Annotated in this window: 22 protein-coding genes and 3 tRNA genes; 6 read left to right on the plus strand and 19 right to left on the minus strand. The window is 60.9% G+C overall.

Translation table 11 applies throughout. The features are described 5' to 3' along the window. Nucleotides 1–3: 3 nt before the first annotated feature. From ACJ8PL_RS16300 to serB, 4 genes are all read right to left on the minus strand, one after another. Nucleotides 4–1,437, minus strand: coding sequence for a glycosyltransferase family 39 protein (locus tag ACJ8PL_RS16300; RefSeq protein WP_442531281.1), 1,434 nt, complete (start codon nt 1,435–1,437; stop codon nt 4–6). A gap of 133 nt (nt 1,438–1,570) precedes the next feature. Then, a complete protein-coding gene (gene nadR / locus ACJ8PL_RS16305; RefSeq protein ID WP_016929160.1) occupies nt 1,571–2,845 on the minus strand; it encodes a multifunctional transcriptional regulator/nicotinamide-nucleotide adenylyltransferase/ribosylnicotinamide kinase NadR in 1,275 nt (424 codons plus the stop codon). Between the two features lie 58 nt (nt 2,846–2,903). Further along, nucleotides 2,904–4,289 carry a DNA repair protein RadA gene (gene radA, locus ACJ8PL_RS16310; protein WP_028127870.1) on the minus strand — a complete coding sequence of 462 codons (1,386 nt, stop codon included), beginning with the start codon at nt 4,287–4,289 and terminating at the stop codon, nt 2,904–2,906. Between the two features lie 19 nt (nt 4,290–4,308). Further along, nucleotides 4,309–5,286, minus strand: a complete 978-nt coding sequence (gene serB / locus ACJ8PL_RS16315; protein ID WP_016929162.1) for a phosphoserine phosphatase — start codon at nt 5,284–5,286, stop codon at nt 4,309–4,311. 110 nt (nt 5,287–5,396) lie between these two features. Between serB and ACJ8PL_RS16320 the strand changes: the two genes are divergently transcribed. Beyond that, nucleotides 5,397–6,080 (plus strand): YtjB family periplasmic protein, encoded by a 684-nt coding sequence (locus tag ACJ8PL_RS16320; protein WP_004933054.1) that lies wholly within the window; start codon nt 5,397–5,399, stop codon nt 6,078–6,080. 169 nt (nt 6,081–6,249) lie between these two features. Here ACJ8PL_RS16320 and deoD read toward each other — a convergent pair whose 3' ends face one another. From deoD to ACJ8PL_RS16385, 13 genes are all read right to left on the minus strand, one after another. Continuing rightward, a complete protein-coding gene (deoD, locus tag ACJ8PL_RS16325; protein ID WP_004933059.1) occupies nt 6,250–6,981 on the minus strand; it encodes a purine-nucleoside phosphorylase in 732 nt (243 codons plus the stop codon). A gap of 166 nt (nt 6,982–7,147) precedes the next feature. Further along, nucleotides 7,148–8,371: a phosphopentomutase gene (gene deoB, locus ACJ8PL_RS16330; protein ID WP_016929163.1), complete on the minus strand. Its 1,224-nt coding sequence runs from the start codon at nt 8,369–8,371 to the stop codon at nt 7,148–7,150. Between the two features lie 193 nt (nt 8,372–8,564). Further along, complete coding sequence (deoA, locus tag ACJ8PL_RS16335) at nt 8,565–9,890, minus strand: thymidine phosphorylase (RefSeq protein WP_048796556.1); 1,326 nt, start codon at nt 9,888–9,890, stop codon at nt 8,565–8,567. 66 nt (nt 9,891–9,956) lie between these two features. Continuing rightward, on the minus strand, nt 9,957–10,736 hold the full coding sequence (gene deoC, locus ACJ8PL_RS16340) for a deoxyribose-phosphate aldolase (protein WP_016929165.1): 780 nt from the start codon (nt 10,734–10,736) through the stop codon (nt 9,957–9,959). 370 nt (nt 10,737–11,106) lie between these two features. After that, entirely contained in the window at nt 11,107–12,384 is a 1,278-nt protein-coding gene (locus tag ACJ8PL_RS16345) for a NupC/NupG family nucleoside CNT transporter (RefSeq protein ID WP_004933076.1), read from the minus strand. Between the two features lie 183 nt (nt 12,385–12,567). Continuing rightward, nucleotides 12,568–13,350 (minus strand): metal-dependent hydrolase, encoded by a 783-nt coding sequence (locus ACJ8PL_RS16350; RefSeq protein ID WP_016929166.1) that lies wholly within the window; start codon nt 13,348–13,350, stop codon nt 12,568–12,570. Further along, on the minus strand, nt 13,347–14,465 hold the full coding sequence (locus ACJ8PL_RS16355; RefSeq protein WP_028127872.1) for a patatin-like phospholipase family protein: 1,119 nt from the start codon (nt 14,463–14,465) through the stop codon (nt 13,347–13,349). The genes ACJ8PL_RS16350 and ACJ8PL_RS16355 overlap by 4 nt, the downstream gene beginning before the upstream one ends. Nucleotides 14,466–14,475: 10 nt before the next feature. Next, nucleotides 14,476–14,661, minus strand: coding sequence for a CsbD family protein (locus ACJ8PL_RS16360; protein WP_025305210.1), 186 nt, complete (start codon nt 14,659–14,661; stop codon nt 14,476–14,478). Nucleotides 14,662–14,729: 68 nt separating this feature from the next. Beyond that, entirely contained in the window at nt 14,730–14,891 is a 162-nt protein-coding gene (locus ACJ8PL_RS16365; RefSeq protein ID WP_004933089.1) for a DUF1328 domain-containing protein, read from the minus strand. Between the two features lie 161 nt (nt 14,892–15,052). Further along, complete coding sequence (osmY, locus tag ACJ8PL_RS16370; RefSeq protein ID WP_016929169.1) at nt 15,053–15,667, minus strand: molecular chaperone OsmY; 615 nt, start codon at nt 15,665–15,667, stop codon at nt 15,053–15,055. 516 nt (nt 15,668–16,183) lie between these two features. Beyond that, nucleotides 16,184–17,773 carry a peptide chain release factor 3 gene (gene prfC / locus ACJ8PL_RS16375; RefSeq protein ID WP_004933094.1) on the minus strand — a complete coding sequence of 530 codons (1,590 nt, stop codon included), beginning with the start codon at nt 17,771–17,773 and terminating at the stop codon, nt 16,184–16,186. A gap of 151 nt (nt 17,774–17,924) precedes the next feature. Continuing rightward, on the minus strand, nt 17,925–18,368 hold the full coding sequence (gene rimI / locus ACJ8PL_RS16380; protein ID WP_044029730.1) for a ribosomal protein S18-alanine N-acetyltransferase: 444 nt from the start codon (nt 18,366–18,368) through the stop codon (nt 17,925–17,927). After that, on the minus strand, nt 18,313–18,750 hold the full coding sequence (locus tag ACJ8PL_RS16385) for a DNA polymerase III subunit psi (protein ID WP_016929171.1): 438 nt from the start codon (nt 18,748–18,750) through the stop codon (nt 18,313–18,315). The genes rimI and ACJ8PL_RS16385 overlap by 56 nt, the downstream gene beginning before the upstream one ends. A 146-nt stretch (nt 18,751–18,896) precedes the next feature. On the opposite strand from ACJ8PL_RS16385, the gene rsmC reads away from it, so the two are divergent. After that, the gene (rsmC, locus tag ACJ8PL_RS16390) at nt 18,897–19,937 is read left to right on the plus strand and encodes a 16S rRNA (guanine(1207)-N(2))-methyltransferase RsmC (RefSeq protein WP_028127873.1); all 1,041 of its coding nucleotides are present in this window, start codon (nt 18,897–18,899) and stop codon (nt 19,935–19,937) included. 50 nt (nt 19,938–19,987) lie between these two features. On the opposite strand, the gene ACJ8PL_RS16395 is transcribed toward rsmC, so the two are convergent. Then, nucleotides 19,988–20,980, minus strand: coding sequence for an aldo/keto reductase (locus tag ACJ8PL_RS16395; protein WP_318670057.1), 993 nt, complete (start codon nt 20,978–20,980; stop codon nt 19,988–19,990). Between the two features lie 118 nt (nt 20,981–21,098). Between ACJ8PL_RS16395 and ACJ8PL_RS16400 the strand changes: the two genes are divergently transcribed. The 4 genes from ACJ8PL_RS16400 (at nt 21,099) to ACJ8PL_RS16415 (ending at nt 22,454) form a co-directional block, all read left to right on the plus strand. Next, nucleotides 21,099–22,043, plus strand: a complete 945-nt coding sequence (locus tag ACJ8PL_RS16400; protein WP_033638786.1) for a LysR family transcriptional regulator — start codon at nt 21,099–21,101, stop codon at nt 22,041–22,043. Nucleotides 22,044–22,115: 72 nt separating this feature from the next. Continuing rightward, nucleotides 22,116–22,202: transfer RNA gene (locus ACJ8PL_RS16405), tRNA-Leu, on the plus strand. A gap of 36 nt (nt 22,203–22,238) precedes the next feature. After that, nucleotides 22,239–22,325, plus strand: a tRNA-Leu gene (locus ACJ8PL_RS16410). Between the two features lie 42 nt (nt 22,326–22,367). Next, nucleotides 22,368–22,454 (plus strand) — tRNA-Leu (locus tag ACJ8PL_RS16415). Nucleotides 22,455–22,543: 89 nt separating this feature from the next. On the opposite strand, the gene ACJ8PL_RS16420 is transcribed toward ACJ8PL_RS16415, so the two are convergent. Continuing rightward, nucleotides 22,544–22,828 carry a DUF1435 domain-containing protein gene (locus tag ACJ8PL_RS16420; RefSeq protein ID WP_004933115.1) on the minus strand — a complete coding sequence of 95 codons (285 nt, stop codon included), beginning with the start codon at nt 22,826–22,828 and terminating at the stop codon, nt 22,544–22,546. Nucleotides 22,829–22,965 lie beyond the last annotated feature (137 nt).

Here is a 22,965-nt window from a genome sequence, read left to right on the forward strand (position 1 = left end):
CCGTTACTGCGGACGAACGAAGCCGACGCACAGCATCTGCTCGTCACTATGCGGATCGGCGCGGAAGGTCAGCGTCTGCTGCCAATCGAGGCGCATCTTCGGCCAGTGGGCCAACTCACCGCCAAAGTCGCTGTGCGCGCAGTCTTCACCCAACCGCCCGAACAGGGCGACGCCGTGCTGCGCAATCTGCGGATAGCTGATGTTGACGTTGTAGATATTCGGCCGCGCATGATTGGACCAACGCGTAATGGTCCGCGGCCGGGAACCGGCGTACACCGTCATCCACTGCGACAGGTATTCGCCGCCGACGTAGCGCAGTTCAACGCCATACCGCTCTTGCCACTGCCGCTCCACCCCGGCGCTGAACGCCTTGATACCCACCATTTTCTGACCGGCGTTGCGCACGTTGCCCAGCATCACCGCGGCATACCCCAGATAGACCGCCAGCGCCGCACACATCAGCCCAATGGTTGCCGCGCGCAGAGAACGCACCGGCGGCTGGCGCACGCAACCGACCAGCAGCGCGGGCGCCAGCATGAAGAAAGGCTGCAGCCATTCGGTCAGCCGGCCGCCGACGTTGAAAGAGAACCAGAAGGTAATGATGCCGAGCGGCAACAGATAGACCCACAGCAACACCCGCATCGGCAACGCCGGTGGCCAGGCCAGCACCGCCCCGCTGCGCCGCAGGATCCCCCACAGCACCAGCGACGGATAGAACACCAGCAGCAGCGACTGCAGCATATCGAGGTTGAGCTGCATCTTGATCTGCGAATCCACCCACTTGAAGGCGGCAAAGTCGTGGTTCCACAACCAGAACACGTTCGGCAGCACCAGCGCCAACCAGATCGCCACCGCCAGATAGAACTGCGGCTGGCGATAGCAGCGGCGGATCTGCGGCACGAACAGCGTCGACAGCGCAGCGAAATAGACAAAGGCGAAGGTCGAGTACTTCGCCATCATCGCCAGCCCGGCGGCCAACGCGAAGGCCGGCCACCAGTTGGCCGAACGCGAAATAGCCAGGTGGAAAAACAGCGCCATCCACGGCCACAGCATCACCAACAGGTAATTGTCGTTGTAGGGAATGATGTCGAAATTGATGATGCCGGACAGGTTGAGCGTCAACAGCGCCATCCAGGCCAGCGAGGTGCTGCCGCTCAGCCGGCGCGCCAACAGCCAGACACCCAGCATGCCGATGGCGATGGCGATGAAGTGCCCGCCATACCAGTACAGGTTCAGCGGCAGCCACGAGAACCCGATCGCCGGCTGCATCGCCGCCCCGACCAGCCACGGGTTTTTCGGTGAGCCCCACTCGCCGTTGAGGCCCCAGTTGAGCGCCTCGACGGCGTCGTAAGGCAGGGTAGGATCGAGATGAATAGTCAGCAGCGTCCAGGCTGCGGCATAGCAGACCAACCAAAGAGCGAGCAAGCGATAAGACATGTCTTCTTCTGAGCGTTATTGTAAAGAAAATCTTACCGTAGTCGCTGTCGAATGAACCATGTTTAAACAAGCCGTTAAATATGCGCCCGGGCGGCCGTTTCTGCCGCCGCGACCGCACATTCCGCTAATTTTCTCAGCCTGCGGCGTGATGCTGGGCGGGCGCGTTCGCCAACCGGCCGGCGTCCGCCGCCAGCAACTGTTGCACCAGCTCGACGCAGCGCAGAAAACGCTCTTCGTAATCGCTGGACTCAACGTGCACATACTCGATGTCGTTGGCGCGCAGCATTTCCTCCAGCAGGCGCTGGAACGCCAGACGATCGGCGGTGCTGCCGAGGCTGCGCAGGCCATCCGCCACCCACGGCGTGTTGTTTTCCAGCAGGATCACCAGATCGAAACGGTATTCGTCGATCAGCGCCTGCACGAAGGGGTGTTCACGCCCCTCGTACTTTTTGCAAAACGCCTGGGTGGTGACGAAATCGGTATCGATAAACGCCACCTTGTTGGCGTACTTGACCGCGAAATCCACGTATTGCGCCTGCCCGAGGGCAATTTTGTCGTAGTCGGAGTATTGCAGCGCCATCTCGTCGCCGCCTAGGTGCGAGAACACGTAATCGCGGCCATATTCCCAGGCGCTGGTGGTGTTGAAGATGTTGGCCAGTTTGTTGACCAGCGTCGATTTGCCGCTCGACTCGCCGCCGAGGATCGCCACGGTGCGCACGAAGAACGGCTTCACCTCGGTCGGGATGTAGTCCCAATAGCGGAATGGATCCTGGCGGATCTGATTGCCGCTGATGTTCATGAACGAACGCTCGGGATCGACCAAAATGGTTTCGATGCCCAGATGCTCGCGGTAGCGCGGCGCATCCTGCGCTTCGCTGGAATAAATGAAGCTCGGTACGATGCCCTTCTGTTCCATAAAGGCCTTCATGCCGTCGCTCCACACGTTCCAGCCGTGCGGATAGGGTTCGATGCCCTGCTCGTCGAACGAGTGGATATGGATGTTTTTCTGGTACTTGAAGGTCTGCAGCAGCCAGCGCAGGCGATCGCTGACCGTCGGCTGTTGCGACATTGAACTGTTCTCGAACAGCTCGCGGTCGCGAGGTTCGTCGTGGCACAAAATAACGTGCAACTCGTCCACCTGGCTGCAGGCGCGCTGGATCAGATAGATGTGGCCGGTATGCAGCGGGTAAAATTTACCAAACACCACGCCGACTTTAACCTCTTTACGCGGGAACTCCAGCCCGAGAAAACGGTGCAGCGCCTCAAGTTTTTGCGCGCTCGGGCTTTTGATTTTGTCGTTCAAAAGCTGGCTCAGATAGCCCTTGGTCATGCCGCTGGCATCCGCCACCTGCTGCAGCGTGCAGCCCTTTTGCTTGATGGACGTCTTCAGGTAATCAAATTGCGGCATGGCCACCTCCGTTTAATATGCTAAACAAAATAGCATATCTTGCTCGCCGTCGGCGACATTAATAAAACCCTTCCAGCACGTCCAGCGCGTCCGCCAGCTTCTTGACCCCGAACACCTGCATGTTGGCCGGCGGCTTTTTCGGCATATTGCCGTGCGGCACGATGGCGCGCTTGAAGCCGTGCTTGGCCGCTTCGGAGATGCGCTCCTGGCCGCTCGGCACCGGGCGGATCTCCCCCGCCAGCCCCACTTCGCCGAACACCACCAGATCGTTCGGCAGCGGCCGATCGCGCAGGCTTGAGACCAGCGACATCAGCAGCGCCAGGTCGGCGCTGGTCTCGCTGACCTTCACCCCGCCGACCACGTTGACGAACACGTCCTGATCCGACATCTGCAGCCCGCCGTGCCGGTGCAGCACCGCCAGCAGGATCGCCAACCGGTTCTGCTCCAGGCCCACCGCCACGCGGCGCGGGTTGGACATCATCGAGTGATCCACCAGCGCCTGGATCTCCACCAGCAGCGGCCGGGTGCCTTCCCACACCACCATCACCGAGCTGCCGGAAGTGACTTCATCGCCGCGGCTAAGGAAGATCGCCGACGGGTTGCTGACTTCGCGCAGCCCCTGTTCGGTCATGGCGAACACCCCCAACTCGTTGACCGCGCCGAAGCGGTTCTTGTGGCTGCGCAGGGTGCGGAAGCGGGAATCGGCGTCACCGTCCAACAGCACCGAACAGTCGATGCAGTGTTCCAGCACTTTCGGCCCGGCCAGCGAGCCGTCTTTGGTGACGTGGCCGACCATCACGATCGCCACGCCGCGCGTCTTGGCGAAGCGCGTCAGGTAGGCGGCGGTTTCCCGCACCTGCGCCACGCTGCCCGGCGAAGACTGAATGTCCGCCATGTGCATCACCTGAATCGAGTCGATCACCATCAGCTTCGGCTGTTCCTGCTCGGCAATCAGGCAGATCTGCTCGATGCTGGTTTCCGACAGCATGTTCAGGCCGCCGGTCGGCAGCCCCAGACGGTGGGCGCGCATCGCCACCTGCTGCAGCGATTCCTCGCCGGTGACGTACAGGGTTTTCATCTGTTCAGACAGTTTGCACAGCACCTGCAGCAACAGGGTGCTCTTGCCGGCGCCGGGGTTGCCGCCGATCAGAATGGCGCTGCCGGGCACCACGCCGCCGCCCAGCACCCGGTCGAATTCGAGAAAGCCGGTGGTGAAGCGCGGCAGCGCCTCCAGGCTGATTTCCGACAGCTTCTGCACCTTGCTGACGCCGGCGTCGCCGGCATAGCCGCTGAGGCGATCGTTGCGCGCCGCTGCGGGCGACGCGGCCAAACGCACTTCCGTGATGGTGTTCCAGGCCTGACAGGCGCTGCACTGCCCCTGCCAACGCGGATAGTCCGCCCCGCACTCATTGCACACAAATGCCCGTTTTGCCGCTTTTGCCACGTCTTACCTCAATCTTTCGTTATCGCACTTCGTGTTTCAGGCTGCCGGTGAGAATACACAGTACGCCCATCAGATCCGCATGCCGGATCGCCACCTGCGCTTTTTCATACACTTTCGGCTTGGCGTGGTAGGCGATGCCCAACCCCGCCGCCTGCATCATTTTCAAATCGTTGGCGCCGTCGCCGATGGCCACGGTCTGCGCCAGCGGGATCTCCAGCTTCTCCGCCAGCCGCAGCAGCGTATCGGCTTTGAACTGCGCGTCCACCACCGGCCCCAGCACTTCGCCGGTCAGCTTGCCGTCGCGGATCTCCAGCTCGTTGGCCGCCGCCGCCACCAGCCGCAGCCGGTTGCGCAGGTATTCGGCGTAGTAGGTGAAACCGCCGGAGGCGATCGCCACATGCCAACCCATCGCCTGCAGCTTGCCCACCAGGCTGGTCAGCCCCGGCATCAGCGGCAGCTCGTCGCGCACCTGCTTGAGGATGTTGGCGTCAGCCCCTTTCAGCGTGCCGACGCGCTGGCGCAGGCTGGCGGTAAAGTCCAGCTCGCCGCGCATCGCGCGTTCGGTGACTTCCGCCACCTGTTCGCCGACGCCCGCCAGCTTGGCGATCTCATCAATGCATTCGATCTCGATCGCCGTCGAATCCATATCCATCACCAGCAGCCCCGGCGTGCGCAAGTGCGGGATCTTGCCGAGCGGCGCCACGTCCAGCCCGCTCTCCGCCGCCAGCAGCTTGGCGCGCGGCGTCAAGGTGCCCGCCAGGCGCACGACCTGATAGTCGTCCACGCCCCAGGCGGTGACGATCACCATCGCCGCGCCCAGCTTGCGTTGGAATTGCGTAATGCGCGCCTTGTCCAGCTTTCTGCCGTATAACAGCCACCCGGTATTGCCCGCCCGGTAGTCCAGCGGCATCACTTCGTCGCCGCTGAGCGAAAGGGGAAGACCCGGCCATTGAGAGATCTCCGCCGGAAGATCGCAATAGGTCAGACTGTTTGACATCATTGACTCCTGAATGGACAAAAACGCTGCATGATAAAACGACGCATCAAGCTATCCTATCGCCAGCGGTTCTGGCAACATAAAGTGTCCCCGATGCCCAAGGAACCTGCATGGCTCGCGCTAAACTGAAATTTCGCCTGCACCGCACCGCTATTATCCTGATTTGCCTGGCTTTGCTGGTGCTGCTGATGCAGGGCGCCTCTTATTTTAGCCTGAGTCACCAAATGGCGCGATCCGAGCAGGTGGAAGAGTTGGCGCAGACGCTGACCAAACAGGTCGCCTACAGCCTGGCGCCGCTGCTGGACGACGACGGCAACAACCCGCGCATCGACGCCATCCTCAAGCAGCTCACCGATCACAGCCGCATTCTCGACGTCAGCGTGTATCAGCTTGACGGCACGCTGGTCTCCCACGCTGGGGAACAGATAAGTATACGCGATCGCCTGTCGCTCGACGGCAAACGCGCCGGCAGCTACTTCAACCACCAGTTGGTCGAATCCATTCAGGGCAAAGACGGCCCGATCGGCTTTATCCGCATCACCCTCGACACCCACGTGCTGGCGACCGAATCCAAGCAGGTGGACAACACCACCAACCTGCTGCGCCTGATGATCCTGCTGGCGCTGGCGATCGGCATCATTCTGGCGCGTACCCTGCTGCAACACCGCCGCAGCCGCTGGCAGCAGTCGCCGTACCTGTTGACCGCCAACACGCCACTGGAAGAAGGCAATACGGTGGAAGACGACGAAGAGGATGCGCCGGAAACAAAGCAGGAAGCGCCGAAGAAGGAATAACTCAGGCCAGGCGTTGAATGCGTTCTCGCCGTTTTATTGTCCTTTCAGTGAATAGATTGCCCGTAACGGCTGCACCCATAATCAATTGAAAGGTAAAGCGTTAGCCAAAAACGGCCGTGCGGAATGAATAGATTGACGGGCGGGCGCCATGACGACGCCCGCCGCGGTATTACGCTTTGTCGCCCAGCAGCACGGATTCCAGCGCGATAACGATCATTTCGTTAAAGGTGGTCTGGCGTTCCGCCGCCGTGGTCGCTTCGTGACGCAGGATGTGGTCGGACACGGTGCAGATGGTCAGCGCCTTACAGCCGAACTCTTCGTACAGCTCCGCCGCCACGCCGTAGATGCCGGCCGCTTCCATTTCCACGCCCAGGATGCCGTACTTCTTCATCACCTGGAACATGTCCGGATCCGGTGTGTAGAACAGATCGGCGGAGAAGATGTTGCCCACGCGCGCCGGGATGCCCTGCGCCGCCGCCGCGTCGACCGCGTTGCGCACCATGTCGAAGTCGGCGATCGCCGCGTAGTCGTTATCCTTGAAGCGCAGACGGTTCACCTTGGAGTCGGTGCACGCGCCCATGCCGATCACCACGTCACGCAGTTTGATATCGTCACGCACCGCGCCGCAGGAACCCACGCGAATGATCTTCTTCACGCCGAATTCGGCAATCAGCTCGCGCGCATAGATGGAGCAGGACGGGATGCCCATGCCGTGGCCCATTACGGAGATGCGGCGGCCTTTGTAGGTGCCGGTGAAGCCCAACATGCCGCGCACGTTGTTCACTTCCACCGCGCCTTCCAGGAAGGTTTCGGCGATGTATTTTGCGCGCAGCGGGTCGCCCGGCATCAGTACTACGTCAGCGAAATCACCCATCTCAGCATTAATGTGCGGCGTAGCCATAATTTTCTTCCTTTAGAAATCTTATTTAATAAAAACGTCAAACATCCAAGCCTTGAATTTCGAGTCGCAGCCAGGCAGCTAGCGGGTGAATCCCCAGGAACTTACTTGAGTAAGCGACTGAGGTTCACGCGTGAAGCTAACAACGCTGCGGCTTGAAAGACAGGGCTTAGAACATGGTCTTACCGTAATCCATCGGCGACAGGCCAAAATAATTGGCGACGGTCTGGCCGATGTCGGCGAAGGTCTCGCGGTGGCCCAGCGAACCCGGTTTCACTTTCGGACCGTAAACCAGCACCGGGATGTGCTCGCGGGTGTGGTCGGTGCCCGGCCAGGTCGGGTCGCAGCCGTGGTCGGCGGTGAAGATGATGATATCTTCGTCTTTCACCAGCTTCAGCAGCTCCGGCAGGCGGCGGTCGAACAGCTCCAGCGCGGCGGCGTAGCCCGCCACGTCGCGGCGGTGGCCGTAAGAGGAGTCGAAGTCCACGAAGTTGGTGAACACGATGGTGTTATCGCCGGCCTTTTCCATTTCAATCAGGGTCGCGTCAAACAGAGCATCGATGCCGGTCGCCTTCACCTTCTTGGTGATGCCGACGTTGGCGTAGATGTCGGCGATTTTACCGATCGACACCACTTCGCCGCCCTTCTCGTCCACCAGCTTTTTCAGCACGGTCGGCGCCGGCGGCTCTACCGCCAGATCGTGGCGGTTGCCGGTGCGCTGGAAGTGGCCCGGCTTATCGCCGACGAACGGACGCGCGATCACGCGACCGATGTTGTAACCGCCTTCGGTCAGCTCTTCACGCGCGATTTCGCACAGCTCATACAGACGATCCAGGCCGAAGGTTTCTTCATGGCAGGCGATCTGGAACACCGAGTCGGCGGAGGTGTAGAAAATCGGCTTGCCGGTTTTCATGTGCTCTTCGCCCAGCTGATCGAGGATCACGGTGCCGGATGAGTGGCAGTTGCCCAGGTAGCCCGGCAGATTGGCGCGTTCGACCAGTTTGTCCAGCAGCGCCTGCGGGAAGCTGTTGTGCTCGTCCTTGAAGTAGCCCCAGTCGAACAGCACCGGCACGCCGGCGATTTCCCAGTGGCCCGACGGCGTGTCTTTACCGGAAGAGAGCTCGCTGGCGTAAGCGTAAGCACCGATGATGTCGGCGTTGCGATCCAGCCCCTGCGGGAAGTTGCCGGTGGACTCCTCCGCCGCTTTGCCGAGGCCCAGACGGCTCAGGTTAGGCAGCGTCAGCGGGCCCTGGCGGCCCACGTTGGCTTCACCGCGCGCGCAAACCTCGGCGATGTGGCCCAGGGTGTCGGACCCCTGGTCGCCAAAACGTTCGGCGTCTTCGCTGGCGCCGATGCCGAAGGAGTCCAATACCATAATAAATGTGCGTTTCATCTGTGCTCTCCTGCGTGTTCTCACGCTATTGCGACCGCAAAACTGCAATCGCCCTTATTCTCTAAATTTATACCCAATGGATTTCAAGTTGTAGCTAGGCGGCTAGCGCGTGTATCCCCAGGAGCTTACTCAAGTAAGTGACTGGGGTGCACGCGTGCAGCCAACAACGCTACGGCTTGAAAGACGAGGGTCATCACGCTTGAGTGATGCGCTTATACACCACCGGCGTCGCCTCCGGCGCCTTGTCGCTCAGCGTCATTGCGCTGCGCACCGCATCGGCCGCCAGCTGCCAGCTCTCTTCATCGTTGGCGTGGATCATCGCCAGCGGTTGCTGGGTATCCACCTTATCGCCCAGACGCGCTACCTCGGTCAGGCCAACGCTGTAATCGATGGCGTCGCTCGCCCGGCGGCGGCCGCCGCCCAGCGACACCACCGCCATACCCAGCGCGCGGGTATCCATGGCGCTGATGATGCCCGGCTTTTCAGCATACACCGGCTTGCTCAGCGTTGCCGCCGGCAGATAGCTATCATAACGTTCGACGAAGTCTATCGGCCCTTGCTGCGCCGCCACCATGCGGCCAAACACCTCAGCCGCTTTGCCGTTGTCCAGCACCGCCTGCAGCTTGGCGCGCGCATCGGCCTCGTCTTGCGCCAGGCCGCCGGACAGCAGCATCTCCACGCACAGCGCCAGCGTCACTTCCAGCAGGCGCGGGTTGCGGTATTCGCCGGTCAGGAAGCGTACCGCTTCGCGCACTTCCACCGCGTTGCCGGCGCTGGAAGCCAGCACCTGGTTCATGTCGGTCAGCAGCGCGGTGGTCTTGCAGCCCGCGCCGTTGGCCACGCCGACGATCGCCTGCGCCAAATCTTGCGACAGGGCATAGGTCGGCATAAAGGCGCCCGAGCCAACCTTCACGTCCATCACCAGCGCATCCAGCCCTTCCGCCAGTTTCTTGGCCAGAATAGAGGCGGTGATCAGCGGGATCGAATCCACGGTGGCGGTGATGTCGCGGGTGGCGTAAAAACGCTTGTCCGCCGGCGCCAGCGAACTGGTCTGGCCGATGATCGCCACGCCGACGTCCTGAATGATTTTGCGGAAGGCGTTATCGTCCGGGAAAATATTGAAGCCCGGAATGGCTTCCAGTTTGTCCAGCGTGCCGCCGGTATGCCCCAGGCCGCGGCCGGAGATCATCGGCACATATCCGCCGCAAGCCGCCACCATCGGGCCGAGCATCAGCGAGGTCACGTCACCCACGCCGCCGGTCGAATGCTTGTCGACGATCGGGCCATTCAGCGCCAAACTCTTCCAGTCCAGCACGGTGCCGGAATCGCGCATCGCCATGGTGAGCGCCACGCGCTCCGGCATGCTCATGTCATGGAAATAAATGGTCATCGCCAGCGCGGCGATCTGCCCTTCCGACACCACGTTGTCGCGAATGCCGTTGATGAAAAAGCGGATTTCCGCTTCGCTTAACGGCTGGCCGTCGCGTTTCTTACGAATAATTTCTTGAGCCAGGAACAAGGCATCCCCCTGTGTCGCCGAGAGTCGGTGCAGACGGGCGCGCCTGGCGCCCGCCAACGAAATCGATCAGTAGCCGCCGCCGGCGGTCTGGGTCTGGTGGCCCAGCGCGGTCAGCAAGCTGGCCAGCAGGCTGGAAGCGCCAAAGCGGAAATGCCGCGCATCGGCCCACCCTTCGCCCAGAATACGATCGGCAAGTTGCAGATAATGCAGCGCGTCTTCCGCGGTGCGCACGCCGCCGGCCGGCTTGAAGCCCACCGTCTTCGCCACGCCCATATCGCGGATCACCGACATCATCAGCTCGGCGCTCTCCAGGGTGGCGTTGACCGGCACCTTGCCGGTGGAGGTCTTGATAAAGTCCGCCCCGGCCTTGATGGCGATCTCGGACGCCTTGCGGATCAAATCGGCCTGTTTCAGCTCACCGGTTTCGATGATCACTTTCAGCAACACGTTGGCCGCCTGGCAAGCCTGCTTGCACTGTTTCACCAGCTCGAAGCCGACCTGTTCGTTGCCGGCGATCAGCGCGCGGTATGGGAACACCACGTCCACTTCATCCGCGCCATAGGCGATCGCCGCGCGGGTTTCCGCCAGCGCGATGTCGATATCGTCATTGCCATGCGGGAAGTTGGTCACGGTGGCGATGCGGATGTCCGGCGTGCCTTGCTCGCGCAGCGCCTTACGCGCCACCGGAATAAAACGCGGGTAGATGCAGATGGCCGCCGTGTGGCCGGCCGGGCTGTTGGCCTGACGACAGAGCGCGATCACTTTCTCGTCGGTGTCATCATCATTCAGCGTGGTTAAATCCATCAAGTTCAGCGCACGTTGCGCTGCTGCGGTTAATTCGGTCATAAAACTCTCCAACTGAGTACCTGGGTGTTGGCGAGCGGACTTGGTTCCATGAAGATAGCGCTGGGGAACGACGTTCCCGCGGCGGCAACTGAGATCCTTCTCACCGCACATGGCCACCCGCCTTGCGGCCGGCCAGTAATAGCTATTTGAACACGAATGCCGAAGGCGATTCGCGTTCATCGTCACACTATATGAAATAGCACTGTAACAGACCGGAATTATATGTGAAGAACATCACAAAATAACGCGATATCGTTCACAAATTCGCTAAAGAAGCGGCTGAAGATCGCGGATGCGGCAAGCACCCGCGTTGCTTAGAGTATAGGCGGAGTCCCGCGATCGGTCGCGCCGTCGCGGGCTCCGTGATGGCTTACAGCGCCAGGAAGAAGCCGGCGATGGTGGCACTCATCAAGTTGGACAGCGTGCCCGCCGCCACGGCCTTCAGACCGAAGCGCGCGATGTCGTGGCGACGGTTGGGCGCCATGCTGCCCAGACCGCCCAGCAGGATCGCCACCGAGGAGAGGTTGGCGAAGCCGCACAACGCGAAGGAGATGATCGCCTTGGTGTGCGTCGACAGCACCTGCAGGCCTTCCGCCGCCACCACGTCATCCGGGCGCAGATAGGCGCCGAAGTTCATGTAGGCGACGAACTCGTTGACGATGATCTTCTGCCCGATGAACGAACCGGCGGTCATCGCTTCGCTCCACGGCACGCCGATCAGGAAGGCGATCGGTGAGAACACCCAGCCGAGGATCAGCTCAAGCGACAGCTGCGGATAATCGAACCAGCCGCCGATACCGCCGAGAATGCCGTTAAGCAAGGCGATCAGCGCGATAAACGCCAGCAGCATCGCACCGACGTTCAGCGCCAGCTGCATGCCGGAAGCCGCGCCGGAAGCCGCCGCATCGATCACGTTGGCCGGACGATCCTCTTCGGCGATCAGCTTCATCGCATCGTCTTTATCGTGGGTCTGCTCGGTTTCCGGCACCATCAGCTTGGCGAACAGCAGCCCGCCCGGCGCGGCCATGAAGGATGCGGCGATCAGGTATTCCAGCGGCACGCCCATCTGCGCGTACCCCGCCAACACCGAACCGGCTACCGAAGCCAGGCCGCCGCACATCACGGCGAACAGTTCTGACTGGCTCATGGTGGCGATATAGGGGCGCACCACCAGCGGCGCTTCGGTCTGGCCGACGAAAATGTTGGCGGTCGCCGACAGCGATTCGGTGCGCGAGGTGCCCAGCAGCTTGTGCAGGCCGCCGCCCAGCACGCGGATCACCAACTGCATGATGCCGAGGTAGTACAGCACCGCAATCAGCGAGGAGAAGAACACGATCACCGGCAGGACGCGCAGCGCGAACACGAAGCCGCCGCCGCCGAACACCTCGAACATCTTGTCGGACACCAGCCCGCCGAAAATGAACGAAATGCCCTGATTGCCGTAGGCGATAACGTTTGCCACGCCGTTAGACATACTGCCGAGGATGCTGCGGCCCAGCGGCACGTACAGCACCAGCGCGCCGATGCCGACCTGAATGATGAACGCCCACACGACGGTACGCAATTTGATGGCCCGACGGTTGCTGGAGAGCAGCACCGCAATGGCGATCAGCACCGCCATACCGACCAGACTCATGATGAGTTGCATGCAAAGTTTCCCTGTTGCAAAAAATAAAATACATCCCTGCTCATGAAGAGAGGTCTGCTATTGGAGAGTTTCGGGGGGATTATACTGAGCGAGGTCACCCTCGCACCGATTTATGTCACAAATGTATACAACGAGACGCAAATGAAAATCTTATAACGTGACGCAGGTCACGTTATAAACCCATCAATCCGGCATGGCAAACAGTGACTGGGTATTGCGTTGCAGGTGAGCGGCGATCTCGTCGGCCGGTTCCGGCCGCAGCGCGCACAGCGTGTGAAACACCTCGGCGGCGCGCTCGGGACGATTCGGCTGCCCCTGATAGCCGGCCAGCGGCATGTCCGGCGCATCCGTCTCCAGCAGCAGCGCCTCAAGCGGCAGTTGCGCCATCACGCCGCGCGTTTTCTGCGCCCGCTCATAGGTGATGGTGCCGCCCACGCCGATGTAATAGCCGAGGCGGATAAACGCCTGCGCCTGCGACAGGCTGCCGGCGAAGCCGTGCACCACGCCGCGGCGCGGCAGTTGCATGCGCCGCAGCGCCGCGGCCAGCTGATCGTGGGTGCGGCGCGAGTGCAGGATCACCGGCAGGTCATGCTGTTTCGCCAGCCTCAGCTGGGCCAACAGCACGCTTTGCTGGCGCTCGAACTGCGGGTTGTCCATATACAGATCGAGCCCAATCTCCCCCACCGCCACCAGCTTGCGCGGCCGTTCGGCCAACAGCGCCGCCAACTGTTCCAGCTGCGGCTCATGATGCTGCGCGATATACAGCGGGTGCAGCCCCAGCGCGGCGAATAGCGGCGCGTGATCCTGCGCCAGCCGCAGCACCCGCGCAAAGCGATCGGCAGTGACCGTCGGGACGATGATGCGCTGCACGCCGGCGCTTGCCGCCCGCGTCAGGCTTTCGGCCTCGTGTCCGGTAAAGGGTGGGAAATCGAAATGGCAGTGGGTGTCGGTAAAGGCGTAGCTCACAGCGCGCCCCCTTCACCCGGCGGCAGATCGCCCGGCAGAATGAGTTTCGGCGCCGCCACCGCAGCCTCCGGCTGCGCCGTGAGATCGGGCGACATGGCGATGTCGGTCACGATCGGCGAAGGCATTCTGACATTCTCGGGCTGGATCAGGCGGCGCGACAACGATTTTCGCACCTTGATGCCGTCCGGTTCCTGCTGCGCCATCCACTGGCCGACGGTGGCCAGGAAGTAGCGGCCGCAGCGGCGTCCCAGGTGATAATCCTGATTGAGCGCCCCCAGTCGGCTGCCAAGCGCATTGCTGGCCAGCGGCTTAGGCGGGAAGATCTCGAAGATGCGCAGCTTGCCCGGCGGCTTCTCGATAAAGCGCTGGATGCGGTGATAGCTTTGCTCATGATGCTGCAGGATGCGCACCATCTGCTGCAGGCTGCTGTCGCTCAGCCAATGCTCCATACGCTTCATCCACTGCGGGGTGTAGTACATTTGCGAAGGCACGGTGCGGATCACCACGATGGTGTCGGCGCCGCGGCGATAGGCCTCTTCCACCGGAATCGCATCGCTGATGCCGCCGTCCTGATAGCTGACGCCGTCCAACTCCACGCCCTGACGGTAGAAGCCGGGAATGGCGCTGGACGCCTTGATGGCCGGCAGCCAGCGTTCGCGCTGCGCCGGCAGATAGGCCGGTTCGAAATCGTCGCTGCGGCAGGCGCACAGCAGGAATTCGCGCCCGTCGATAAAGTGCTGTTCCGCCACGTCCATCGCCAGCGGCATCTGCGCCGCCGCCGTATCAACCAGCCAATCGAGATCGATCAGATGCCCGCCGCGCACGAAGCGCAGCGGATTGAAGAACTGTGCCGAAGTGGTGTAACGGGTGATCACCCGGCGCGCGTAGCCCATCTGCCCACAGATATAGGCAGACAGATTCTGAGCGCCGGCCGATGTGCCGATCAGCAGATCGAAAGGGTTAAAGCCCGCGCGCTGAAACTCGTCCAGCACGCCGGCGGTGAAAATGCCGCGCTGGCCGCCGCCTTCGCAGACCAGCGCCATCTTGCCTGGCCGAAAGGGTTTAGACGCCAGCGGTTCTATATTGCCGAGCGTGATGGGTATTCTGTATCCCAACTTGGCATCCTCAGTGAGACGTTTTCTCCGAGGATACCGCGTCTCGCTCTCTTCCGTAATCCTCTTGCAGTACACCGGCGAGGAAATCGTTGCTGCCGGCCAGCCAGGCGCAATCGCTGCCGGACCATTCGGCCCACGCCTGCCATACCTGGCCTTTCAGCTGTTTCCAGCGCCCGACGATGATGTCGCTGTTCATGGCCGGCCCTCCCCGAGGTGAGAAAAGGAATTAAGCTTTGTTACAGTTTACGGGAAAATGCCGGCCGGCTAAGGGCGCCGACGGCCGGTGAACAGGCTGACCAGGAACAGGATGATGCCGACCACGAACACCACCTTGGCGGCCCAGGCGGCGGTGCCCGCCAGCGAACCGAATCCCAGTGCCGCAGCGATAAGCGCGATGACTAAAAAGATAATGCCCCAACGAAACATAAGCTTCTCCTTACCATTGTGAAAAAATTCTCTGCTGTCTGCCGCCCCGACAACGGGACGTCGACGGCAAATCAGTTTCTTTTTTTGGTGGTACACGTCGGGCCGCCTTCACGGCCCGACAGATGCGGCTTGTTGTTACTTGTTACGGGCGCCTGGCGGGATTACGGCTTGACCACCAGGTCGTTTTTCACGCTTTTCACGCCGTCGATGGCCTTGGCGATGCTTTCGGCACGCTCAGACTGCGCCTGCGTTTTCACCTCACCGGAAAGCTGCACCACGCCATCGGTGGTTTCCACTTTCACATTGCGCGACGGCACGATGTCATCGGCCAGCAGCTTGGCTTTCAGCTCGCTGGTGGTGGCAGTGTCGCCGGCATACGATTTGATCGACTGGTTGGCTTCGTCCTTCACGTGCAGCTTGTCGCTGACGGTCTTGACGCCTTCCACCTTACCGGCAACCGCGACCGCATGTTCCGCCTGCGCCTGGCTGCCGACAAAGCCGCTCAGGATCACGGCGCCTTTTTCGGTTTTCACCGAAATGTCAGCGCTTTTGATGGTCTTATCTTCCACCAACGCACTTTTAACTTTAGCCGTTATCGCGCTGTCATCCATGTAACCGTCAACTTTTTTCATGGAGCTATCGATTTTGGCACCGGCACTGTCCGCGGCGTTAGACGCCTTGTTTAACAGGCTGTCTTCGGCCAGTGCAGTGCCGCTCACCAAAGCAGAACCCAAAACAACAGCCATCAGCGAGTGTGCAAATTTGGTCTTTTTCATCGATCTCTTCCTTTTGTTGGGGGCTCGCAGCGCCAGAGCGCCGGAACCCTTCAGCCGCCTTCACGCGGCCTCTCGGTAAATACTTCATCATCGCTATACGATTAAGCGTTCACGACAGGAGTATTGCAACGGCCGTGCCAATCCAAAAAACACCTTATTTATCAAAGATAAAAAATTTTCAGTTGGATTTTTAATCAACAAACTGTCGTCTATTGACGACAGACTAAGCCACACAAAACTGAAATATACCTATCTCATTGATATTTAAAGACACTGACTGTCTCCTATCGGCAACACATCAGAATAACTCACCAAGCAAGCAACGTATTTCAGTGATTTACTCTCAAGCAATGTGCGAACATCCTGTTAAAGATAGACCATCAGACGGAAAATGCAGGCCGAACGAACGCCGCCTGGCGACATCGGTTCGCAGGGTAAAATATGAGTAAGGTTTATTAATTAGCGCGGTTAGGGTGGGAGGAGCGTACAGGGCGCACCGGGCGCCCTGCCGATTGATCAGTGTTCGCGGGTTTTGCGGAAGGTCACGTCAGGATAACGTTCCTGCGTCAGGTTGAGGTTCACCATGGTCGGCGCGATGTAGGACAGGTTGTCTCCACCGTCCAGCGCCAGGTTGATCTCGTTCTTGCGCTTGAACTCTTCGAACTTCTTCACGTCGTCGCACTCGACCCAGCGAGCGGTCGACACGTTAACCGACTCGTACAACGCTTCCACGTTGTACTCGCTCTTCAAGCGCGCCACCACCACGTCGAACTGCAACACGCCGACCGCGCCGACGATCAGATCGTTGTTGGCGATCGGGCGGAATACCTGCACCGCGCCTTCTTCGGACAGCTGCACCAGCCCCTTCAGCAACTGTTTCTGCTTCAGCGGATCGCGCAGGCGAATGCGGCGGAACAGTTCCGGCGCGAAGTTCGGGATGCCGGTGAACTTCATGTCTTCACCCTGGGTGAAGGTATCGCCGATCTGAATGGTGCCATGGTTGTGCAGACCGATGATGTCGCCCGGGTAGGCTTCTTCCACGTGCGAACGGTCGCCGGCCATAAAGGTCAGCGCGTCGGAGATCACCACGTCTTTGCCGGTGCGCACCTGGCGCAGCTTCATGCCCTTCTCATAACGGCCGGAAACCACGCGCATAAAGGCCACGCGGTCGCGGTGCTTCGGATCCATGTTGGCCTGGATCTTGAACACAAAGCCGGTGAATTTCTCTTCCGCCGCCGTCACTTCGCGGGTGTCGGTTTTGCGCGGCATCGGCGCCGGCGCCCAAGCCACCAGGCCATCCAGCATATGATCCACGCCGAAGTTGCCGAGTGCGGTACCGAAGAACACCGGCGTCAGCTCGCCGCTCAGGAAAGCCTCCTGATCGAACTCGTGAGAAGCGCCCTGCACCAATTCCAGCTCATCGCGCAGCTGCGCCGCCAGATCTTCGCCCACCGCCGCATCCAGCTCTGGGTTGTTCAGGCCCTTGACGATGCGCACTTCCTGAATGGTATGGCCTTTACCGGTCTGGTACAGGTAGGTTTCATCCTTGTACAGGTGGTAAACGCCCTTGAACAGCTTGCCGCAGCCGATCGGCCAGGTGATGGGCGAACAGGCGATCTTCAGTTCGCGTTCGACTTCATCCATCACCTCCATCGGATCGCGGATGTCGCGGTCCAGCTTGTTCATGAAGGTCAGGATCGGCGTGTCGCGCAGGCGGGTGACTTCCATCAGCTTGCGGGTGCGATCCTCAACGCCCTTGGCGGCGTCGATCACCATCAGACAGCAGTCGACCGCGGTCAGTGTGCGATACGTATCTTCGGAGAAGTCTTCGTGCCCCGGGGTGTCCAGCAGGTTGACCAGGCTGTCGCGATACGGGAACTGCATCACCGAGGTGGTGATCGAGATCCCACGCTGCTTTTCCATTTCCATCCAGTCGGATTTGGCGTGCTGGCTGGAGCCGCGGCCTTTTACCGTACCGGCGGTCTGGATCGCCTGTCCGAACAGCAGCACTTTTTCGGTAATGGTGGTTTTACCGGCATCGGGGTGCGAGATGATGGCGAAAGTTCTTCTTTTGGAGACTTCGCGGGCAAATTCACTAGGAGACATGGTTTTCAGGTTCTACGGTTAGTCCGCCCTGCGACATCATCAGAACGCGCCGATCGCGGCGCCGGGCAAAGCGGTGAATAAAAGATAACAGCCGGGCATTTTCGCCGATTTGCCAACCGGTGACAATCAATGCTTTTTCCGACCGGGCTGATTACCCCAGCGGCAGCGCCATCACGATCGCGTCTTCGCGGCCGTGGGCGCTCGGGTAATAATTGCGGCGCACGGTGACTTCGTTGAAACCGAGATCTTCATACAGCGCGATCGCCGCTTGGTTGGAGGCGCGGACTTCCAGCCACAGCGTGACCACGCCGCGGCTCTCCAGCTGTTCGATCAACGCGTTGAGCAGCAGGCGGCCAAAGCCTCGGCGCTGGTGCTGCGGATGAATGGCGATGTTGAACAGCGTGGCTTCGTCCAGCACGATCTGCGTGATGGCGAACCCCGCCATCTCCCCATCGGCGCTCAGCTTCAGGTTAAGGTAGCGATCGCCCTGATTGCTGGCAAAGGTGGTTTCCGTCCAAGGGAAAGCGTGGCTGGCTTGCTCAATGGTGAAGGCCGTGGCCAGGTCGGCCGCCGTCAGGGTAGAAATCGTGTTCATGATGACAAATCTGCTGCCAGAGGGCGCGTTTGGCCCCCGCGTCTTGAGAAAGCTCGGCCAGCGCCGGGCTGTGTAGCTGCGCGCCGGCGACCGCGAGCGGCTCCGCCACGCCCAGCCGCCAACTGTTGCATGCGGTCTCTGCAGGCAGCATCGCCACCTGTTCCGGCGTCAGGCTGTAAGTTTGCGCCGGCGTCAGCCCCAGGCTGCGCAGCACGTCGCAAAACAGCGGATCGTCGGGCGCCGGCAGCGTCTGCGCCACCACCAGCAGGCGCGTCTCGGGCGGCAGACTGACCGCCACTTCGCCCTGCAACACGCCCGGGCGGCGCAATGTCCACTGCGTAATACCCAGTTGTTGTAACAGCCAGTCGCGTTTTGATGCCATGCCGATTCCTACCCGTTGTGGTGCGCCATGCCTGCCATGCGCCGCGCTATGCTAACAAACCCGCGCAGCCCGCGCCAACAAACCCGTCGAACATATCGCCACAAAGCTCTATAATCCCCGGTCTCATTTCCAGGAGCCAATATCTGATGTCTGCATTAACCCCCGCCAGTGAAGTCATGCTGCGCCACAGTGATGAATTTATCGAACGCCGCGTGCTGTTTGCCGGCGACCTGCAGGACAGCCTGCCGGCCCAATTCGAGGCCGCGGACGTGCGCGTCCACACTCAGCAATACCATCACTGGCAGTTACTGAACCGGACGATGGGCGATAACGTGCAGTTCGGTTTGACCGTCGATCCCGCTTTCGTCGCCGACTGCGACACGCTGGTGTACTACTGGCCGAAGAGCAAACAGGAAGCGCAATTCCAGCTGTGCAACCTCCTGGCGCTGCTGCCGGTGGGCGCGGACGTGTTCGTGGTCGGTGAAAACCGCAGCGGCGTGCGCAGCGCCGAGCCGACGCTGGAAGGCCACGTCACGCTGGTGAAAATCGACAGCGCACGCCGCTGTGGCCTGTATCACGGCCGCCTGGACGCGCAGACCGAGTTCGACTTGAACGACTGGTGGGACAGCTATCAGCTGCACGATCTGGAAGTGAAAACGCTGCCGGGCGTGTTCAGCCGCGACGGTCTGGACGTCGGCAGCTCGCTGCTGCTGTCGACGCTGGAAAAACACATGAAAGGCAAGGTGCTGGACATCGGCTGCGGCGCCGGTGTGATGGCCTCGGTGATGGCCAAGCTGTCGCCGAAGGTGAAACTGACCCTCAGCGACGTCAACGCCGCCGCGGTGGAGTCCAGCCGCGCGACGCTGGCCGCCAACGGCATCGAAGGCGAAGTGATCGTCAGCAACGTTTACTCCGACATCACCGGCCGTTTCGACATGATCATCTCCAACCCGCCGTTCCACGACGGGCTGCAGACCAGCCTGACCGCCGCCGAAACCCTGATCCGCGGCGCGGTGAAGCACCTGCCGATCGGCGGTCAGCTGCGCATCGTCGCCAACGCCTTCCTGCCATACCCGGACATTCTGGACGCCACCTTCGGCAGCCACGAAGTGCTGGCGCAAAACGGCCGCTTCAAGGTGTACCAGGCCACCGTCGGCCGCCCGCCGCGCGCGCCGAAGAAGAAATAATTCGCCGTTGGCGGAAAACGACAGAGCGCGGCCCGAGGCCGCGCTTTTTTTTAGCCGTTGATGTAGGTCATCGACTCCGCGCCGTAGCGATCGCCGGCCGCCGCGCTCAGCGGAAACACCGCTTCTATCGCCGCCAGTTCAGCCGCGCTCAGCGCGATCTCCGCCGCAGCGACGTTCTCTTCCAGATAGCGACGGCGTTTGGTGCCGGGGATCGGCACGATGTGTTCCCCCTGCGCCAACACCCAGGCCAGCGCCAGCTGTGAAGGCTTGACGCCCTTCTGCGCCGCCAGCTCGCCCACCTTCTCCACCAGCGCCAGGTTGCGGGCGAAGTTTTCCCCCTGGAAACGCGGGTTGCCGCGGCGGAAATCGTCCTCGGCCAGATCCTCCGGCCGCCGGATAGCGCCGGTGAGGAAACCGCGCCCTAACGGGCTGTAAGGCACAAAGCCGATGCCCAGGCGCTCGCAGGCCGCCAGTACGCCCTGCTCGGCGTCGCGCGTCCACAGCGAATACTCGGTCTGCAGCGCGGTGATCGGATGCACCTTGTGCGCCCGCTCCAGCGTGGCGACCGACGCCTCGCTCAGGCCGATGTGGCGGATCTTGCCTTCGCGGATCAGATCCGCCATCGTGCCCACGACGTCTTCGATCGGCACTTGCGGATCGACCCGGTGCTGATAATAGAGATCAATCTCCTCCACGCCCAAGCGCCGCAGGCTGCCTTCCACCGAGCGCCGGATATACTCGGGCCGGCTGCTGACGCCGCGCGCCGACGGATCCGCCGGATCGCGCAGAATGCCGAACTTGGTGGCCAGGAACACCCGTTGCCGCTTGCCCTTGATCGCCTCCCCCACCAGCTCTTCGTTGGTGTGCGGCCCATACATGTCGGCGGTGTCGAGCAGCGTGACGCCCAGCTCCAGCGCCCGGTGCAGCGTGGCGATGGCTTCCTGCCGATCGGCGCCGGTGGAGTAGAAGTCGCTCATGCCCATGCACCCCAGCCCCAGGGCGGAGACGACGGGACCGTGGGAACCGAGTTTACGTTGTTGCATTGTGCTGCCCTCATGCGGTGAATGGATAACGCAGCAAAGTCTGGTTGTTTACGCGACAAAGATAAATAATGCAGATTGCACATCACTGTTCAAAAATCACCAACAATCTGGAGTGGACATGGATCAGGTTCAAGCCATGCGCATTTTTACCCGCATCGTCGAACTGGGCAGTTTCAGTCGGGCGGCCGAACGCCTGCAGCTGCCGCGCGCCACGGTCAGCAACGCGTTGAAACGGCTGGAACAGCGGCTGGGCGTGCGCCTGCTGATCCGCACCACCCGCCAGGTGCAGGTGACCAGTGAAGGCAGCCTCTACTATCAACGCTGCGTGCAGTTGCTGGGGGCGCTGGAGGAGGCGGACACGCTGTTCAGTCACCATAAGCTGCAGCCGTCCGGCAAGGTGCGCATCGATATGCCCCATTCGCTGGCGCGCCAGATCGTCATTCCGGCGTTGGACGACTTTTACCGGCGTTATCCCGACATCACCCTGGCACTGGGCGCCAACGACACCCACGTCGATCTGTTGCGCGAAGGCGTGGACTGCGTGCTGCGCGCCTGGGAAACCGAAGACGACAGTCTGGTAGCGCGGCGCATCGCCCAGCTGCCGCAAGTCACCTGCGCTTCCCCCGCTTATCTGCAGGCCCACGGCACGCCGCTCGACATCGATCGCCTGGAGCCGCATCGCGCGGTGGGGTATTTTTCCCTGGCCAACAACCGCGATTACCCGCTGGAATTCTGCCGCGGCGGCAAGCTGGAACTGCGCGAGCTGCCCGCGCGGCTCAGCGTCAGCGGCGCCGACGCCTACATCGCCGGCGCGCGGGCCGGCATGGGATTGATTCAGGCGGCGCGCTATTCGCTTGCCCCCTGGCTGGAACAGGGCGAACTGGTGGAAGTGTTGGCGGACACGCCGCCCCCGCCGATGCCGATTTACATCATGTATCCACCCGGCCGTTTCCTGGCGCCACGGGTCAGGGTGTTGATTGATTGGCTGATTTGGCTGTTTGACCAGCAGAAAAGCGGCGATATGGCTGTTTTTCCAGCAAACGCCCGCAAAGCGGGGAAATAACTGTTGACGTGCCCGCCAAAATCTCTAGAATTCGCCTCCGTGGTAACGTTACTCCGGTAATGTTTCTGGTACGCGAAGGTGGCGGAATTGGTAGACGCGCTAGCTTCAGGTGTTAGTGTCCTTACGGACGTGAGGGTTCAAGTCCCTCTCTTCGCACCAAATAACCACATGATTTATATTGCACTCAGCATCGATGCGAAGGTGGCGGAATTGGTAGACGCGCTAGCTTCAGGTGTTAGTGTTCTTACGGACGTGAGGGTTCAAGTCCCTCTCTTCGCACCAAGCTGGCGACGTAATATAAATCAAAGCAACAACATCGACTGTGCGAAGGTGGCGGAATTGGTAGACGCGCTAGCTTCAGGTGTTAGTGTCCTTACGGACGTGAGGGTTCAAGTCCCTCTCTTCGCACCAATTGATGATCTCTTCGGCGGTTCCTTCGAAAAAATCCCAACGCATTGATGATAAACACGCTTAAGCGTGGTTTTGCCGTTTCTGGCGTTTCACCCAAAGCTGAAGTTGAGGCTGACTGCCGCTAGGCCGCCCGCCAGCGCCATGCAGGAAGGCAACAGCAGATAGTGGCGCAGCCGGCTGTTGAACAGCATCACCAGCGTGGCCAACATCGCTATCACGATCAGGGTGCGCAACTGCAGCATATCCAGGTTGATCAAGGCCAGCAGCGGCATCAAAGCACAAGGCAGCAAAACGCCCCAGGCGCTGGCCAGGCGATCCCCGAGGCACCAACTGACGCCCCACAGCCCGCACGCGGCAATCATGGCAGTAAGCATGACAACCTCCTTAAGTGATAATGATAACCAATATCATATAACACTTTTTTGGCCGCCGCATCATTTTCACTGCGCTGACCAAACTCAGATGACACCAGCAGGAAAAAATGATAATTTGACATAAGAAAATTCCTAGT

The organism is Serratia sp. CY83965, from assembly GCF_052166375.1.
Taxonomy (GTDB): domain Bacteria; phylum Pseudomonadota; class Gammaproteobacteria; order Enterobacterales; family Enterobacteriaceae; genus Serratia; species Serratia marcescens.

What these genes read in the sequence shown, in the direction of transcription:
- ACJ8PL_RS16300 (WP_442531281.1), bottom strand. Translation starts at nt 1,437, where the DNA reads ATGTCTTATCGCTTGCTCGCTCTTTGGTTGGTCTGCTATGCCGCAGCC.
- nadR (WP_016929160.1), bottom strand. Translation starts at nt 2,845, where the DNA reads ATGCCGCAATTTGATTACCTGAAGACGTCCATCAAGCAAAAGGGCTGC.
- serB (WP_016929162.1), bottom strand. Translation starts at nt 5,286, where the DNA reads ATGTCAAACAGTCTGACCTATTGCGATCTTCCGGCGGAGATCTCTCAA.
- ACJ8PL_RS16320 (WP_004933054.1), top strand. Translation starts at nt 5,397, where the DNA reads ATGGCTCGCGCTAAACTGAAATTTCGCCTGCACCGCACCGCTATTATC.
- deoD (WP_004933059.1), bottom strand. Translation starts at nt 6,981, where the DNA reads ATGGCTACGCCGCACATTAATGCTGAGATGGGTGATTTCGCTGACGTA.
- deoB (WP_016929163.1), bottom strand. Translation starts at nt 8,371, where the DNA reads ATGAAACGCACATTTATTATGGTATTGGACTCCTTCGGCATCGGCGCC.
- deoC (WP_016929165.1), bottom strand. Translation starts at nt 10,736, where the DNA reads ATGACCGAATTAACCGCAGCAGCGCAACGTGCGCTGAACTTGATGGAT.
- ACJ8PL_RS16345 (WP_004933076.1), bottom strand. Translation starts at nt 12,384, where the DNA reads ATGCAACTCATCATGAGTCTGGTCGGTATGGCGGTGCTGATCGCCATT.
- ACJ8PL_RS16360 (WP_025305210.1), bottom strand. Translation starts at nt 14,661, where the DNA reads ATGAACAGCGACATCATCGTCGGGCGCTGGAAACAGCTGAAAGGCCAG.
- ACJ8PL_RS16365 (WP_004933089.1), bottom strand. Translation starts at nt 14,891, where the DNA reads ATGTTTCGTTGGGGCATTATCTTTTTAGTCATCGCGCTTATCGCTGCG.
- osmY (WP_016929169.1), bottom strand. Translation starts at nt 15,667, where the DNA reads ATGAAAAAGACCAAATTTGCACACTCGCTGATGGCTGTTGTTTTGGGT.
- prfC (WP_004933094.1), bottom strand. Translation starts at nt 17,773, where the DNA reads ATGTCTCCTAGTGAATTTGCCCGCGAAGTCTCCAAAAGAAGAACTTTC.
- rimI (WP_044029730.1), bottom strand. Translation starts at nt 18,368, where the DNA reads ATGAACACGATTTCTACCCTGACGGCGGCCGACCTGGCCACGGCCTTC.
- ACJ8PL_RS16385 (WP_016929171.1), bottom strand. Translation starts at nt 18,750, where the DNA reads ATGGCATCAAAACGCGACTGGCTGTTACAACAACTGGGTATTACGCAG.
- rsmC (WP_028127873.1), top strand. Translation starts at nt 18,897, where the DNA reads ATGTCTGCATTAACCCCCGCCAGTGAAGTCATGCTGCGCCACAGTGAT.
- ACJ8PL_RS16395 (WP_318670057.1), bottom strand. Translation starts at nt 20,980, where the DNA reads ATGCAACAACGTAAACTCGGTTCCCACGGTCCCGTCGTCTCCGCCCTG.
- ACJ8PL_RS16400 (WP_033638786.1), top strand. Translation starts at nt 21,099, where the DNA reads ATGGATCAGGTTCAAGCCATGCGCATTTTTACCCGCATCGTCGAACTG.
- ACJ8PL_RS16420 (WP_004933115.1), bottom strand. Translation starts at nt 22,828, where the DNA reads ATGCTTACTGCCATGATTGCCGCGTGCGGGCTGTGGGGCGTCAGTTGG.